The 16,585-nt window shown below is 41.6% G+C and carries 14 protein-coding genes and 1 tRNA gene; 9 read left to right on the top strand and 6 right to left on the bottom strand.

The features are described 5' to 3' along the window. Positions 1–2: 2 nt before the first annotated feature. Both VMUT_RS00075 and VMUT_RS00070 read left to right on the top strand, forming a co-directional pair. Positions 3–1,082 (top strand): alpha/beta hydrolase, encoded by a 1,080-nt coding sequence (locus tag VMUT_RS00075; RefSeq protein WP_013603396.1) that lies wholly within the window; start codon positions 3–5, stop codon positions 1,080–1,082. A 53-nt stretch (positions 1,083–1,135) separates the two neighbouring features. Next, the gene (locus VMUT_RS00070; RefSeq protein WP_013603395.1) at positions 1,136–1,492 is read left to right on the top strand and encodes an aspartyl protease family protein; all 357 of its coding nucleotides are present in this window, start codon (positions 1,136–1,138) and stop codon (positions 1,490–1,492) included. A gap of 80 nt (positions 1,493–1,572) precedes the next feature. Here the strand turns inward: VMUT_RS00070 and VMUT_RS00065 are convergent, their stop codons facing one another. Beyond that, the gene (locus VMUT_RS00065; RefSeq protein ID WP_237699671.1) at positions 1,573–3,969 is read right to left on the bottom strand and encodes a thermopsin family protease; all 2,397 of its coding nucleotides are present in this window, start codon (positions 3,967–3,969) and stop codon (positions 1,573–1,575) included. 62 nt (positions 3,970–4,031) lie between these two features. Next, positions 4,032–5,165 carry an MFS transporter gene (locus VMUT_RS00060; protein WP_013603393.1) on the bottom strand — a complete coding sequence of 378 codons (1,134 nt, stop codon included), beginning with the start codon at positions 5,163–5,165 and terminating at the stop codon, positions 4,032–4,034. Between the two features lie 290 nt (positions 5,166–5,455). Here VMUT_RS00060 and VMUT_RS00055 point away from each other — a divergent pair, with 290 nt between their 5' ends. Continuing rightward, positions 5,456–6,877 carry an APC family permease gene (locus VMUT_RS00055; protein ID WP_013603392.1) on the top strand — a complete coding sequence of 474 codons (1,422 nt, stop codon included), beginning with the start codon at positions 5,456–5,458 and terminating at the stop codon, positions 6,875–6,877. Positions 6,878–6,937: 60 nt separating this feature from the next. On the opposite strand, the gene VMUT_RS00050 is transcribed toward VMUT_RS00055, so the two are convergent. Next, on the bottom strand, positions 6,938–8,272 hold the full coding sequence (locus VMUT_RS00050) for a purine-cytosine permease family protein (RefSeq protein WP_013603391.1): 1,335 nt from the start codon (positions 8,270–8,272) through the stop codon (positions 6,938–6,940). A gap of 130 nt (positions 8,273–8,402) precedes the next feature. Between VMUT_RS00050 and VMUT_RS00045 the strand changes: the two genes are divergently transcribed. From VMUT_RS00045 to VMUT_RS00025, 5 genes are all read left to right on the top strand, one after another. After that, positions 8,403–9,026, top strand: coding sequence for an FkbM family methyltransferase (locus VMUT_RS00045; protein WP_048057087.1), 624 nt, complete (start codon positions 8,403–8,405; stop codon positions 9,024–9,026). A 24-nt stretch (positions 9,027–9,050) separates the two neighbouring features. Further along, a complete protein-coding gene (locus VMUT_RS00040; protein ID WP_013603389.1) occupies positions 9,051–10,064 on the top strand; it encodes an MBL fold metallo-hydrolase in 1,014 nt (337 codons plus the stop codon). Between the two features lie 32 nt (positions 10,065–10,096). Continuing rightward, positions 10,097–11,452, top strand: a complete 1,356-nt coding sequence (locus VMUT_RS00035) for a serine hydrolase domain-containing protein (RefSeq protein ID WP_013603388.1) — start codon at positions 10,097–10,099, stop codon at positions 11,450–11,452. Between the two features lie 231 nt (positions 11,453–11,683). Next, a complete protein-coding gene (locus VMUT_RS00030) occupies positions 11,684–12,052 on the top strand; it encodes a cupin domain-containing protein (RefSeq protein WP_013603387.1) in 369 nt (122 codons plus the stop codon). Between the two features lie 125 nt (positions 12,053–12,177). Beyond that, positions 12,178–13,401 (top strand): pyridoxal phosphate-dependent aminotransferase, encoded by a 1,224-nt coding sequence (locus VMUT_RS00025; protein WP_013603386.1) that lies wholly within the window; start codon positions 12,178–12,180, stop codon positions 13,399–13,401. Between the two features lie 30 nt (positions 13,402–13,431). Here the strand turns inward: VMUT_RS00025 and VMUT_RS00020 are convergent, their stop codons facing one another. After that, on the bottom strand, positions 13,432–13,914 hold the full coding sequence (locus tag VMUT_RS00020) for a hypothetical protein (RefSeq protein WP_148224592.1): 483 nt from the start codon (positions 13,912–13,914) through the stop codon (positions 13,432–13,434). Between the two features lie 361 nt (positions 13,915–14,275). Here VMUT_RS00020 and VMUT_RS00015 point away from each other — a divergent pair, with 361 nt between their 5' ends. Continuing rightward, entirely contained in the window at positions 14,276–15,073 is a 798-nt protein-coding gene (locus VMUT_RS00015) for a hypothetical protein (RefSeq protein ID WP_013603384.1), read from the top strand. Positions 15,074–15,222: 149 nt separating this feature from the next. Here VMUT_RS00015 and VMUT_RS00010 read toward each other — a convergent pair. Both VMUT_RS00010 and VMUT_RS00005 read right to left on the bottom strand, forming a co-directional pair. Continuing rightward, positions 15,223–15,321: transfer RNA gene (locus VMUT_RS00010), tRNA-Met, on the bottom strand. 59 nt (positions 15,322–15,380) lie between these two features. Continuing rightward, a complete protein-coding gene (locus VMUT_RS00005; RefSeq protein ID WP_013603383.1) occupies positions 15,381–16,448 on the bottom strand; it encodes a phospholipase D-like domain-containing protein in 1,068 nt (355 codons plus the stop codon). Between the last annotated feature and the right edge of the window lie 137 nt (positions 16,449–16,585).

Genomic DNA, 16,585 nt, shown 5'->3' with positions numbered 1-16,585 from the left:
GTATGCCAGACTGGAAACTAACCTGGGAGGGAAGCATTAAGGAATTCCCTGATCTCACTGAAAGAGTTTGGGTTACGGAGCGCCCACCCGGTGGTTGCTTCAATTATATAGCTCTGAGGGAGGTTAAGGGTAGGGACGTGACCTACCCATACCCAGTGCTGATACTGCCTGGTATGGCATCACATGGGGAGCAGTTGATTCACGTTTCATGGCATGGAATACAACCGATAGAACCAGCAATACCGGACTCCATGATACCTATATACCTAGTAAGGCGAGGTCACCTGGTCTATACAATTGATTATAGGACGCACTTCGTACTTCCTGACGTTAAGGATCTCTCATTCATGCTTGACTGGGGCTGGGAGACGTGGCTGGGCGATATTAAGGAGACTGTCAACAAGGTTATGGAGGTTAGCGGTAGGGATAGGGTCATATTGATTGGGGAGAGCTTTGGTGGAATTGCGTCAATGAATTACGTTACTATTCACCCGGAGGATGTTAAGGCGATAGTACTACTAGATGGTGCGCCAATAAGGGCCTCTGTTATTCAGACATTGCCTGTGCGTAGTGTTGATGATATCAGGGCAAGTAAGCTATATGCGGTACCATCAATACTAACTGGGGGTAAGTATCCAGGGAATATGGTGAACACGGTGTGGCTTAAGGCACTATACAATCCAGCAATACCAAGTCCAGAGCCTGGCTTCAAGACCTTAGGCGATTATTTAATGAATATAGCCTATAATCAGGGACTTGCAGACCCATATTCATACCCAACCTCACCTCCCCAAGCCATATTTGCCGTATTGGCGACGCTGGACCCGTACTGGCCTGTTAGGTTATTTATAGAGCCAATGGATCAATTCAGAACTAAATACGTGGAGGTTAAGGTACCAATACTCGCCATTATAAGTGGGTTATTTGGTATGAAGGTGGCTGACATGGACTTAGTAAAGAGGTTAATGAGTGATGTGATAATACTTGATGGTTATGGGCACTTAGACGTTTATGCGAACCCAAATAATGTTAGGGATGTTAATGAACCTGTTCATAAGTGGCTTATTAGGATTAAGGACTGATTGAGAATTAATAAAAAGTCATTTAAGTCTATACATTATTTCTAGAGAGAATAATGGGCATCACGAAGGTTAAAATACTAATAAAAAATCCGGAGACTGGTGTAAGTCGAGATGTGGAACTGATAGTGGATACTGGCAGTGTCTTTACCTGGATTAATAAGGATACCTTGGTGTCAATCGACATTAAACCAAGGAGGGTCAGGCAATTCAAGACTATAGATGGTAGGATGGTTATGAGGAGTGTTGGTTTAATCACAATTAAGTATGAGGACTATGAGGGTGATGTTGAGGTTGTATTTGGTGAGTCTAGCGATGCGGAGGTCCTTGGTGTCACGGCGCTTGAAACGCTGGGTTTAGATGTTGACCCAGTAAGTGGTAAATTGAAATACGTAGGTCACCTGGCATTGTAAATAGAAAGTCATAGCAACCCCTTCAACTCAGACAAAAGGGCTTCTCGAAATATTCCATAAGCCCTATAAGGGTTATTTCCTTAAAATGTTTTATGCTCACTGCGTCTTCTCCTAATGATAAGTATTACTATTACACTAATTGCGGTTATTATTACCGTATACATAATTACTGTGAGGAAATAATTAATGTGCCAAGTCACGGTTATGTTCGTTGGTTTATTGACTGTGATTACGAGCCCGAGCTCGCTTAGAAATACTCCATCGCTAAATACCGTGCCAGGCCTAATCATGAGCGTCTCACCGCTATAGAACCACTTGGTTATATTTGTTGTGTAAGTGCCGTTAACACTAACGGGGTATTTACTATATATTGTAACGAGGTACTGACGTACAAAGTTACCTAGGGATATATTAAACGGTAAATAAACAACAATGCTCTCATTGTTGCCTAGATAAACTAAGCATGTACCATTACCTAACACGTAGTACTTAGGTACGAGAATAATTAATGTAGAGCTCCTATTAACCCACGTAACTACCGAATAACCGCTTATATTTTGCAATCCCGATAAGGAGACTATCACAGGCACGGGACTATTCACATTAACCTGATACTGCTTCGTCCAATTAACAATGACTGTATATGGCCCATTAACTAGTAAATTGGTGACGTTGTTCATCACCATATGGTAGAGACTGGTTCCTGTGAGGTATATGTAGTAAGCATTGAATACTAGCCGTGTTCCATTATCGAGGTAGTATATTTCTGGTTCATTGAGCGTCACGACAGAGCCATAATTATGCCACCCACTTTCTCCGTTAAGTAGTCCACTCGGGTCGTTAATCGTGAGCATGTACTGTAATGTGTAATTAACATAAATGCTTGTTGGTCCCTGGAGTGTTAAGTTCAATGCATTCGTAGTGACTATGTATGAGTTATTGATTACGTAATTCATGAATATGTACCTAGTCTCGTTAGGTACTACGGTGATTATTGATGGTTCGTTTAACGTAGTCGTCGAGTTCACGGTATATACATCCAATGTCCTTGTCTCATTCACGGGATTATTAATTATTAATGGTATGAAGTACGTGTTAAGGAAGTACAACTTCTCAGGGCCTTGAATAACGTAGACGGATCCATAATTAAGCGGTGACACGTGGGCATCATATATTATCTCGGCGGTGTCCGTGCCGAAATCCCACATTGAGGGTACCGGCGATAAGTAATAATCGCTTGGGTAGGGCCACGTGAAGTATAGGGACAATGTAATATTTAGTGACCTAGCCGCTGTGCACTCGCTGTTCCACGGGCCTACAATTACTAGCTCTGCATCATTCATTAATCCACCACCATTACTTATTGGTGATACTTCCATGTACGTTGATGAGGACTTCACCCTTATTGTAACATTGTCAAACCAGGTAATTGACCTGCCATTGTATGAGTAGCCAAAGGCGATCCATGGGTAGTCATTACTCGTTAATCCAGTCCTCGTTATTAAATATATCGTGAATGGCAGATTCGCCTGCTGTGTTAGTTCTATGTAGTATGCATAGGCCGTTACATTACTTACCGTGGTATTTACGGGACTAACTACTCCATTGCCACTAATTAGGTTACTACTTAGTGAGGCGTTAATTGATGTACTATTCCACACATTATCACCCACCTGGGTCGTGTAGTTCAATGAATCAAAAAGCAATATATTCTGGAGCCAGTAGTATTGAGTGTAGCCACTGAGTGTATTTACTACAAGAACAGTATTCAGTTGAATACTGAACCAATTATTGCCGAGTTCGACGTAGCCCGTTGGACATGAACTTGGTTCCTGGGTAAATACATTGTAAATACTCGCCTTACCAATGAATTCATTGGTTTCATACTCATACGCAAAGTATGTGCCATTAATAATGGCAATACCATAATCAGCGATACCTATTGGGAATCCCCATTGATTGAGTATTGGCTTCCTCGTTAGTGATATAGCATAGACGACTAGTGTGGGTTTTGTTCCATTATTAATTATGACCACGTAATAAGTTCCTGTTTTATTAACATGGTAATAACCAGTTACGTTACTACCGGTCACCGAGTATAAATGTTCAATGCTGCTTCCATTAGTGTACTTCATGAGTTGCTGGTTAGTGAGTATGTACAGCATTATTGGTGATGTACTCCAAACACTGTAGTCTATGTATGATCCAGCCGTTGCACTGAAATTATAGTAGTAATACTCAATTGGTGGTAAGTATGCTATGCCGCCTGTCGTGTTGATGTACGTGTACGAAAATGATGTATTACTTGATAAATTGGTGACATTAAATACGCTCATTGATGGTATTTTAATTACGTAATTGGTTTCGGCAGCGCTTAATGTGGCGATTGATAAGGAGGTCATAAATACAATAATTAATATAAGTCCCAATGCGTCACCAATAATCAAGCGCCTTTTCGCAGCAATTAATTGCATCATAGTATTTTTAATTAGATTAATATGTATTTATTGCTTATTATCGCCTTAATTACTTAACATATTTACTTAACCTTTAATGTTAGTTGATAAATTAACGCCGATATTATTATCATAATGCCCATAATTACCCACAGGAATTGGTAATTAAGCCTAGTCAATATAAACGATGCCACTGCTGGCGCAACGGTGCCGCTCAACTGCCAGAAGAGGTTCGCAATGCCAGTCACACTACCGGCCATCTCACCACCAATCTTAGACACGGCGGTTGAGTTCGCCGGTGTTATTACAAACCTGATAAAGCCCATGAAGGCTGCCAACACCATTAATGGCAACTCCCTCGTGATCACGGCAAGAAGTATTGTTAATACACCATATAATGTCTCAAATAATGATAGTGTGTTCCTAACACCCAAGTCCCTAATTATGTAACCAGCGATTAATGTTGATGGAATGCCCAATAACGCAAGAAGTGAGTAGGTGAAGCCAGCAACGTAGTCGTTAAGCCCTATCGATAGGAAGTATTTGTAGGCGTATAGCGTTATTGTCCAGTATGATATGAAGAATAGAAAACCAGAAAGACTAATAATAATGACATTGCTATTCCTTAATAACTTAAGGTTTAATACATTACGTGCATTACCGCCATAGCCCTTAATATTAATGGGCATGTAAAGTAAGGCTATGATTATCGAGACGAGGGCAACAATGTAGTAACTCCACCTCCAACCAAGGACTATGCAGGTTTCAGGTAGGATAACACCGGCGAGCACGATTGACAACGGCCAGGCAATACTATAGTAACCCATGGCTATTGGCAATTCTGGACCGCTGAAGTTGATGGTCAGTAACTTCACAGTTGCTGGGTAAATCCACCCAGCATTCAATCCCATAAGGAGACTAGCCACGTACTCAACCCACATGGCATTGGCAATACCGGACACGAAGGATGATACCGCTAGGCCGATTAATGATGTTATAATGACGTACTTTGGGTTTATCCTATCTGAGATAATGCCGGCGGGTATCTGGACGGTCACGTAGCCTATGAAGAATAGTGAGAAGACTATGCTATCCTCAATGATTGTGGGCTTTAATGTTGAATATGACGAGACGATACTCCAGGCAAGTCTGGAGAAGTAGCTCATGAAGAAGGAGGCTGATGCGACTCCTATTACGTACATGTCCTTAATCCTCATCTCTCAATACATGGATTAAGTTCCGTCCTATTTATGTCATTCCCTTAAAGTATTCGTGTGGCGAGGTAGATTGGATCTATGGTTCCTCACTGAGGATTTTAAGGATGGTTCTATATCTCATACTCCTCATTACACCTAATTAAATTGATTAACTCGTCATAAGCCATGCTTATTGCGATATTCCTTATAGCATCAACTTAACTATTTTGACTATTTTGTTTTTCATGTTAATCAACGTTATTAAACATTTAACTAAATATAAAAAGAACATTGTACTGACGTGTTTATTTATGGCAAGACAGGGAAGTAGTGAGTTGATGAGGAATGCCACAGGTTTCCTTGGCTCACTATATAATTCACTGGCCGGTCAGGCGCCAGCCTATAGTATAGCTGGTGGTGCAGCCCTAATAATGGGTAGTGCGTATGCCGCGGCACCATTGGCTATGCTACTCACGTTATTGGGTGTGCTGGCCGTCGTCTACTCAATATTCGTACTAGCCCGCAAATACCCACACGCAGCCAGTTTCTACGCCTATGTAACAAACACAATAAATGCCAGGACAGGTTTCGTAAACGGCATAGTCTACGCAGTGTTCTATAGCATTGTTGGTGTTGGTTCAGTGGCCATAGCCTTCGCCTACCTCGGTACGGAGGGCATATACGCAGTAACGGGCCACGTAATAAACCCACTAATCCTACTACCAATACCCATTGTACTTGCCTTAATACCTGCAGTGCTTGGAGTAAGGCCTAGTGTTAGGACTGAAATGACACTAACAAGTATAGAAATAGCTGTTTTATTGATATTCGTAATACTCTCATTTATAGCAAATACAAGCAGGATATCCTTATTCCCATTTACTGTTCAAGGTACATTTGCAGTGACACCCTCCGGTATATTAACGGCATTATCTGGCGGCTTAATCTTTGCAATAACGTACTTCATGGGATTTGAGGTGAGTACACAAATTTCTGAGGAGGTTAGGGATCCAAGGAAGAGTGTTCCTACGAGCACGCTATGGGCTACGGTATTCATGGGAATACTCTACATACTAGTCACCTACGCAATACTACTCAACATAGGCTATACGCAAAACGCCATTAATAACTTCGTAAGTCTAGCCGAGGGCATGGGACCTAACCCAGTCTATACCCTAATAAGACACTACCTAGGTACAGCTGGCCTATTATTGTTCGCAATAAGTGTAATGATCAGTGTATTTGGGTGCTACCTAGCCACACTGAATGCAACTGCTAGGATGCTCTATGGGATGGCGAGAGACGGATTACTACCCACATGGCTCGCTGAGACACATCCAAGGTACAAGAGCCCACACAAGGCACTCTACTTAAGCACAGTCGTGGCAGTACTAACCATAGTACTCGCCTACATGGCAGCCTACATTAGTGGTTATATTAAGCCCTTAGAACTAACCTATAATGCCATGGAGGACGCCTACGCCATCGACTCCCTGTACTACGTACTAAGCCTAATACTCGTAGCTGCAGGAGCCCTGAAGCTTACTAGATGGAGTGGTAGGATAGCCATAGCCATTGGCATGGCGATACTCGCAATAACCTTCTACTACTCAATAGTAAGTATTTGGTATCTCACCATACTAGTGGCATCCATAGCGCTTACAATAGTGGTTTCATACGCCATAAATCCCAGGATAAGGAAAATAAAAATAACGATATGCCCATACTGTTAAATAATGGGTAACTTTTACGATGTAATAATTTCAATAATAGTCCTTAGTGCTTATCTCATGTTATTGTTTTCCTGACATAAATAATAAATAAATTATTGATGTCGCAATGAATGATATGAAGTAGCTTATGTCGGCGCCGCCTAGGGCGTTGGCTACTGGGCCTGTGAAGGGTATTAAGCCTCCCGTTACGGCGTTTAGGTTCATGAATGGTACCGAGATTAATAGGCCAATTATGTAGGCTAGTAGTGCCTTCCATATGGCCTTTGGCCCATTCTCCACGAGCCTCCAATCCCTGATTTTATTTACGTAGAACATGACCAGTAATATGCCTATCCAGGGCGTTATCCAGTAGTCCAGGAATAGTAGGAAGCCCTCGTAGTAACCAACGAAGTTTAACCCACCGAGTACCGCCATTATCGTGCCAACTATTGCACCAGCGATCAGGGCCTGCCACCTCCTTGCCCTATTGTATATCGCCAGGGCGGATAGGGAGTTTGTGTATATATTAAGGACGTTAGCGGCCAGCGCGCCTAGGAATAAGGCTATAACGGCTATTATGGCGTAGACAATCCCGTAATTACCCATGAACTGAACAAGCACAGTTGGTAGTCCACTCGTATTCCCAGTCGCTGCACTGACGGCGAAGCCCACGACCTCACTCCATAGGCTGGCCAATATACCACCCAAGGCCGCGTAGGCTATTATCTTTAGCCTGCTGGTGTTTTCAGGAAGGTAACGTGAATAATCACTGGCGTATGGACCCCACGACATTATGTAGCTGAAGACCGTCGCTAGTGCTATTGCGAAGTCAAATGGGTTAAACGACGTGCTTCTAACGTATGTGCTTAATAGGTACGGCTTTGATAGTGCTAGTGCTAGGGAGACTGCAAACATTATGCCTAGTATTATAGATAGTATGTACTCGGACCTGTGTATTATATCGTAGCCAAAGAGCGCAATTATGAATTGGGTTAGCACAGTTATGAGGATCGCCACATAGAGTGGTATTGCTGGGTCTATGTAATTTATTATGTAACCACCAATTATTGCATTCACGGAGAACCAACCAAGCGTACTAATCCAATTCGCAACCGCAAAGGGTAGGTTACCGATCCTGCCATAGGCAGCCCTTGAAATCATTATCTGCGGATAGCCATAGGTTGGTCCCATGGCTGCCAATAGCCCAACCAATAGGCTGCCAAGCACGTTACCGAGCACTAGGGCAAGTACTAGCCAGGGTATTGGTAGGCCAAGCATGTATAGTATTGGCCCAAGGGCGTAGTCAGCCACGGTTAGGTTGCTCGCAAACCATAGCGTGAATTGGTACATGATCCTGCCATGTCTCATTGAGCTTGGTATGTGCTCTATACCGAGCCTTTCTATTATCGATGTCATTAGACAGAGAAGAGAAAATGGGAGAAGTAAGTATTATATGGCAAAAATCTGCGGCGATTTATTACGAATTAATTAAAGTGGACTGGGCAGAAAATGCCAAATTATCTCTTATTGCGTGATTAAGGTGGTAATGAGTTATTTCACCGATTACCTCTCGATGTATGATGATAGGTATGGAGTGGTTGATTTTAGGGACAAGGATGTAATTGATGTCGGAGCATTCATTGGTGATACAACGATTTACTTCATAATGAGAGGTGCAGGCAGGGTTGTGGCTATTGAGCCACATCCTAATGCTTTCAGGGAGCTTATTAGAAATGTAGAATTGAATGGATTAACCAATGAGGTAATACCCATCAACGCAGCACTTAGCAGTCTCTCTGGAACCACCTGCGCTTCCATGGATCTGGACCTAGGAAGTATAATGGCTACGTACTTCGGGCCTGTAACTAATGATGGTATATGCATTAATGGGGTCAGGGCCAGATTGATTGCACTGGGTGAGGTTATTAATGAGACTAGGGTGCATACTGATGTTCTAAAGATGAATTGTGAGGGTTGTGAGTATGGCGTCATACTCAATGATTATGAACACGTTAGGTTATTCAGGGAGTTGATCTTTGAGTATCGCAGGTGGATTACGGGTATACCCGTTAAGGAATTGCTTAATGTATTAAGTAAGGATTTCAAGTGTATCTTCACTGGGCGTGCTCATGAGGATTACGGTTATGTTTACTGTCGGCGAATAACTTAAAATCAATTAATCCTTCATAGGGCAGTGATAGAGCTTAGCGAGAAGGTTAGTGGTCTTATTTATCAATTAAGGATATTCATGCCCATGGAACCCGGCTACGTATTCTCATATATAGTGAAGAGAGATAATGAATGCGTAATGATTGATGCTGGATACCCTAACGCCGAACTTCTTAACCCACTGATTAACGAGCTAAGCAAAATATCAAATTGCAGGTTAAGCACGTTATTTATTACGCACATGCATATTGACCATACTGGTTTAGCCAATGAACTACGCAACAGGCTTAGCCTGAGCATAGTCATGCATAGGAGGGATTATGAGCAAGTTCTGAAGATGCTTGATAGGGATTTATTCATCAAGGAATTCCTGGAGCTATTAGGGCAATACGGAGTTCCCAATGCCGAAATGGAGCTCTACAGAAATGTAACTAGTGGCCTGTCAAGTAGAAGGAGATTAAGTGCATTAAATCCAGATGTTCTCATTAACAATGAGGAGGAATATATTGAGAGGATGCATGTACTACTAACGCCGGGGCATTCACCTGGTCACATATCAATAATACTTGATGAATATAAGCTCGCATTTACGGGTGACTTAATATTGCCAACAATAACGACTCATGTAGGCTTAACCCCAATAAACCCAGGAAATCCACTTCGTGATTACCTGAACTCATTAATTAGGATTAGAAAAGTGGATCTTAAGTGTCTATATCCAGGGCATGAGGGTGAAATATGCAACGTTAATGATAGAATAAATGAACTTATCATGCATAGAGTCTCAAGGCTTTGCGAGGTGGTAAATACATTGAGGAATAATGAATTAACAATATTCGAGATAACGAATATGCTCAAGTGGATGGATGATAAGAAGTACGTGGATCTCGACCCAATGAATAAGTACATGGCATTAACAGAGACGGCAGCTCTCGTTAAGTACCTGGAATCAATAGGCATTGTTAAGACAGGTAATGACTATAAATACGGAATTATAAGGGAAATCATGTGTGATATCAGAGAGTTAATACCACAATAGAGTTAATTAAGTTCGGGATTACTGACTTATTAATGGATTTCGGGGAGATTGAGGAGTTTATACTTGGTAAAATTAGGGAGTCGAGGTTGCCAAGTCTGAGCATTGGCATTATTAAGGATGATGAGTTAATATATGCAAGGGGCTTTGGCTTTAGGGATATTGAGAAAGGCTTACCTGCAACTCCACGAACAATTTACGGTATCGGTTCGATAACGAAATCCTTCACAGCACTGGCAATACTCAAGCTTGTTGAGGAGGGTAAGTTAAGCCTCGAGGATCCTGTTGATAAGTACGTGCCAATTAAGTTGAACCCAATGGGCATAGTCAAAATACACCACCTACTAACCCACAGCAGCGGATTACCCGCACTTGGCTATGCCGAGGCCTACATAAATGGTGCGCTTGGCCTTGACAGTAATTGGTTGCCACTGGCTACACCCGAGGATGTACTGGCATTCATGAGGAATGCGGCTGATTGGGCTGTTGCGAAGCCTGGCGAGAGGTTCTTCTACCTTAATGAGGGTTATGTAATTTTAGGCCTAATAATCAAGAGAGTTAGCGGTTTGCCTTACGAGGACTTCGTTAAGGAGAAGATATTAAAGCCACTGGGTATGACTAGGACGTACTTCACGGCTGAGGAGGTTCTCAAGGATCCCGAGGTTGCAATCCCATACATAATCGATAAGGAGGGTAGACACATACCAAGTAGGTTCCCGTTTGGTATAACGGCTGATGGTGGATTACTGAGTAATGTTATTGATATGGCTAGGTACGTGTCGATGTTCATAAATAGGGGTGAGCTCAATGGTGTTAGGATATTGAGTAAGAAATCAATTGAAACAGCCGAGAGTGGCTACATTGATGTGCCCTGGAAAATAATTGGTGACGAGAAGTATGGCTACGGATTAATAATAAGCCAGAATTTCCATGGAAGAAAGTTTGTTGAGCATAGCGGTGATGTTGGTGTCTATACTGCGGATATAGCATACTTACCAAACGATAGAATTGGGATTATCATAATGGCTAATGCCCAGGGCTATTCTCTATCAATGATCGGCATCCATGTACTAAGTAAGTTACTCGGTCATGACCCAAGTGAATTAAGGCCATTCATGGTAGAAAGTATCACTAAAAAGATTGAGGGTGTTTATGAAACTTATGGAAGTACTGTGAGAATCTCAACACAAAGACAGGGAGATTACCTAGTAATGAGAAGTTCAACAAAGTATACAGAAGAGACTACAATATTGGTGCCTGATGAGGTAAGGAAGGATTACGCCAGGTTTTATGCATTAATAAATGGTGCCAAAGTACCTGCTGAATTCCTCATAGAGGGTAATAAAATAGTACTAATTTACGAGAGGTTTAAATTTATAAAACGGGAATAAATGAGCACGTGTTATTTTCGTAGAAAGGTTTTTAAAGAACTCCAATATACGATATTCGTATGATTAGAATAAAGTTTAACAGGAACAATATAAGGAGGAGCGTCTCAAACGAAAATTCCGATGGATATATGTATACAAACAATGTTCAAGAATACAGTAAATACTATGCATTTATACGGAGAGTGCCAATGTGACAGTACTACTTAATTACTTTATTGCTAAATCTTATCTGTGATTGTTGGTAATATGAATAACGTACCTCTTGAGGACGCCTCAAAACTGCTTAAGGGTACAAGGGGCTTCTATGTGCAGTGGTTAATAACTAAGGAGCATGGATCTAAATACGCAGTTAGGAGGTTCATAGTTAAAGCTAATGGGATCATGCCCCTGCATAATCATAAGTATACTGAGGCCGTCGTTATACTGAGGGGTAGGCTTAGGGTTAAAACTAATGAAGGGATTTATGAATTAGGCCCTGGCGATTTCCTCTTTACAAGACCCTATGAACCTCATGCAATTGAGAATATTGGTAATGATGAGGCTGAGTTTATCTGTGTGATTTCCTATGAGGACGACATGTCATTAAAGCCTTTAGAGTGATTGAACAGTATCGAACTTATTCTTAGTATTATCCTTTAAAATCCACAAATTATATAGTGATAATTAGTGCGATGTAGATTATTTGTTGAAAAATAGTTATTAAGAAGTGATTACAACGTATACTGATGAATCCAGTAAATGATTACTTAAAGGATATAGTTAGGGAATTACAGGGTGAGAAGGCCTTCACGTATTTAGCCAAGGCGCATGAAGTGGCTGAGAGGAAGGGTGTCAAGGTTATATCGTTTGGTATTGGCCAACCTGACTTACCAACATTTGATAATATAGTAAACGCGGCTAAAAAGGCTCTTGATGAAAGGTTCACTGGGTATACAGAGACTGAGGGAATTAGGGAGCTTAGGGAAGCCATCGCAGACTACCTTAACTATAGGTACCACGCAGTTGTCAGGCCCGATGAGATTGTTGTAACCACCGGAACTAAGACAGCTATTTTCCTGGCTATAGCGGCTTATATAAGACCGGGCGATGAGGTAATAATACCAGACCCAACATACCCAGCCTATCCAGAACTCACTAAGTTCTTCGGTGGTAAGCCTATTTATGTCGCCATGAAATTTGACCCAGAGAGTGGGTTTAGGCTTGACCTGGAGACCATAGAGAATTCAGTAACTCCAAGGACTAAGGCCATTGTGATAAATAACCCGCATAATCCAACAGGTGCCATATTCAGGCCTGAGGAGATTTCGAAACTCCTTGAGATCGCCAAGGACTATAAATTACTGGTTATTGTCGATGAGATATACGACAACTTTGTCTATGGTCAAAGCATGTTTAAGGGGATCTTAGAGCTTGAACCTGATTGGAGAAGTTACGTACTTTACACAAATGGCTTTAGTAAGACATTCTCAATGACTGGCTGGAGACTAGGTTATCTAGTGGCTAGTAAGGAGGTTATTGATCCGATAAAGAAGTTAGCAGCAAACACATATAGTTGCCCACCGAGCATTGCCCAGAAGGCTGGTGTTGAAGCTCTAAGGGATGAAGCATCCTGGAGGAGTTCTGGAGCAATGGTCGAGTTATTCCGGAGGAGAAGGGACGTTATGTATGAGGAGTTAAGGAAGATACCAGGTATAGAGGTTTGGAGAAGCACTGGTGCCTTCTATATGTATCCAAGGATCAAGAAAATACTTGATAAGTTGGGCATGGATGTTGAGAAATTCGCTGATTGGTTATTAGAGAATTACGGCGTAGTTGTTCTGCCAGGAACAGCATTCTCAGAGACTAGTATGGGTAGGGAATACGTAAGGCTTAGCTTCGCGTTGGATGAGAAATTAATTAAGGAGGGAGTGGAGAGAATTAGGAAAGCTGTGGAAGAGGTAACAGGATAATACGTTCTAGGGGTCACAATGATGATATAATTACTGACATGTTAGTATTTCATTTAATTGTTCCAGGAAATTCATTATACCCATCCTGTTCATTATCTCAGTAATTAACCTTAGAGTTATATCATCACCAGGCTTATCTGCTGCTCTCTTTACTTCACCGGCGTATTTGCATGGATTATTTACGAAATCCTCATTACCATAATGCATAAGCATTTCCCTCCTATTACCGCTACACATTACACGAATAAGTATAGAGTTAGTATGTTCACTCACGGCATCGCCATATAATGGTGAATACCTAGTATAAACCTCAATCCTTACCTGGGCATAATCACCAGGTCCATAAAATATCGGCCCCTCCACTATTAACGAAGTGAGTGATCCATTATTATCCACAATGAACTCAACAGTCAACTCAAACTCATGAAACCAAAAATGAACAATTAAACAATCAAAAAGTCCCAAATATCTCGAACATCTAAGTCCGTTCTCAATGCATCCCTTTATGTCCACAGCGCTTATCAAGACTAAACCTATTTAACAATGTCGATTCAATGAACTCAATTGACATTTAGCAAATAATACACCCTGACCAAGGATAGGGCTATTCCAGATAAAACACAAGAGAAATCTTTAAATAAAGGCAAAAAGTAGAATCAATAGCAAAAAGTTAGGCAGGCCCACTATCGTGGGCTAAAACCTAATCAAACTTTTCCTTTTTCTCCACTCATTAGGCAAGGAATCCTAGCTAATTATTGCTATATCATTTTACATTCTATAAGGGAACTAATGCATTATTATATTGAGATCTACAAAGTTTTTATCTAGAGCATACTAAGAAGATTTAAATATATCCTCAGCACTTTATCACCGTATGAGTTATACCGAGGTTAGTCTTGGGGATGTTGTTGGGATTATTAAGGAGTTAAGGATTCTTAGGGATTCACTTAGGAATAGGCTTTCCATTAAAGTTCCCAGGGATTACATTGTTGGTAATGTTGATATTCTGGCTAGACCAATGTTTACTGACGGCTTTGTTATCTCGTTTAGGGTTGGTCAGCGTGAGTATAGGGTTTGGTGGTCAAGTATCGAGGAGTCATTGAGTGGTAAGAGTAGTGATTGGGGCGATTATAGGATTATGACTGGTAAGGAACCCTACATTGAGTTTTTAAACCCTGATGGTAGCACCGCAGCTAGAGTTAGGATTAATGAGGAATTAATAAATAGGTTAGATAGCATGATGAATGCGGCATTTCTGCTCAGTGTAGTTGATTGGTTTATTGAGGATGATGTCAGGAGCATCGCTAATATAGCCAACGTATTCATACCCGAGGACTACTCAGAGTTAAGGTACATTAGTGACTTCGTTGAGACCGTGCATTCAAAATTAAGTGAGTTGAATATTATCAAGGAGCTTGAGGATGGCGTTAGGAGGATAGAGCTCGAGTGCCACATGAATAACCACAGGAATAGGGAGATAGTCGACGTAATACCACTCGGCAAGTACTACCTATGCCCAGACTGCCTAAGGAGGGCTGAAAAGTACGTAGATGAAGTACTCAATAAGTGGAAGGATGAAAAAATAAGAGTCCCGCTCGAAACATGGCAGGGAATACAGAAAAGTATAGAACAAACAAAGGAAATAATACAGACAATAACAAAGGCAACATAGTGTTGATATAAGGTCCCAAGCATTACAATTCAACCTCAAATTCAATATCAAAGTCACCAACAAGAAACTCCCTTTAGGAACAGTAACTAAGAAGAAGGTAGGTAAAATACTACATTACAACCAACAAACAAGCAAGTTATTAATCAAACTGGTGCGGGGGCCGGGATTTGAACCCGGGACCTCCCGGTTATGAGCCATACGCGGGGCTTTCGCCCCAGGGCGCTCTAGCCGGGCTAAGCTACCCCCGCTGTATGGTCTTCACATTCTCCGGTTTAAAAGTGTTTTTCTATGGTCGTTTTGTTCGGGGTTATAGCCTTGGTATTTTTCTTCGTCTTCTTGGTCTTAATGTGTATCTTAGCATGTATATAATTAGTATGATTAGTATTAGTAGGAGTAGGGTTTGTGTTGATGTTGTGTAGTTTGTTTGTGGCGTTGATTGTTGGTTTTGCGTATTGTTTTCGTTATACCATTGCTGTATTATTGTGATTATTTCCTGGGCTATCTGTGGATTCTCGATTATTATTCCGAGTTCCCTATTGCTATTTAATGAGTTATAATCGAGGTTTACACTGCCCACGTACACGTAGTTGCCAACGACTATTGCCTTTGCCGTTAAGTCACTAACCATCACCGCGCCCAACTCATTGACTGCTTCCTCGTTCTCAGTGTGCTGTCCAACGAGTACAAGCCTATCACTGTGTGTCAGGATTAGGCTGTACATGCCTGAGGATGGGTAGAGCTCCTCCATAGCCATGTAGAGAGTTCCCGGCTGGCTGAGTAGGTCCTTTAGGTATTCCCCTGAGTTTATGGGTGATACCACAATGCCTGGGTAGTTTATCTGCGTGGTTGATTCATTATGGTAGTCAGTGAGTATTATTCCTGCAAAGACCTGGGCCATGCTTGAGTTCCCAATCACGAGGTCAATACCCAGGTCCCTCTCAAAGCCGTAGTATGTTGGGTTTATTGAGCCTATTATCACGGTATCATTATCAACAACGAAGACCTTACTATGTACATAGTCATAGCCGTAATTAAACGAAACGTGGGCACCAGAATTAATTAACTCATTAACGGCTGAGTATTCCTCCTCGGGTATCCTGCCATATACATTGCCTGACAAAACCACGTAAACCTCAACACCCCTCTGAGCCAAGCTTGCCAGCTCATTAATAAGAGGTTGATAGGTTAATTCATAAACCTCGACATACACGCAACACCTTGCCTCACCAATCACATTGAGGATGTAGGTTGAGTTCGTCGGCGAAACAACAACCGAGACTTGACTCGAATTTATAGCGACATACCAATCCTGCGCGTATGAGTTCATGGATAAGGCCGCAATACCAATCAATATGAGTATTAAGACGGGTCTCATCAAGCTATAATTCTCAGTTTAATCATTTAAGCACAGCATTAAAAATATGCAATACTACGAAGACCTTAGAAAAATGCTTTTAAATCAGAGAAAAATAGTCGTAGATGAGGGCCCGTAGCTCAGCCAGGTAGAGCGGC

The organism is Vulcanisaeta moutnovskia 768-28, assembly GCF_000190315.1.
Taxonomy (GTDB): Archaea; Thermoproteota; Thermoprotei; order Thermoproteales; family Thermocladiaceae; genus Vulcanisaeta; species Vulcanisaeta moutnovskia.
This window is presented reverse-complemented; position numbering and strand designations above follow the sequence as displayed.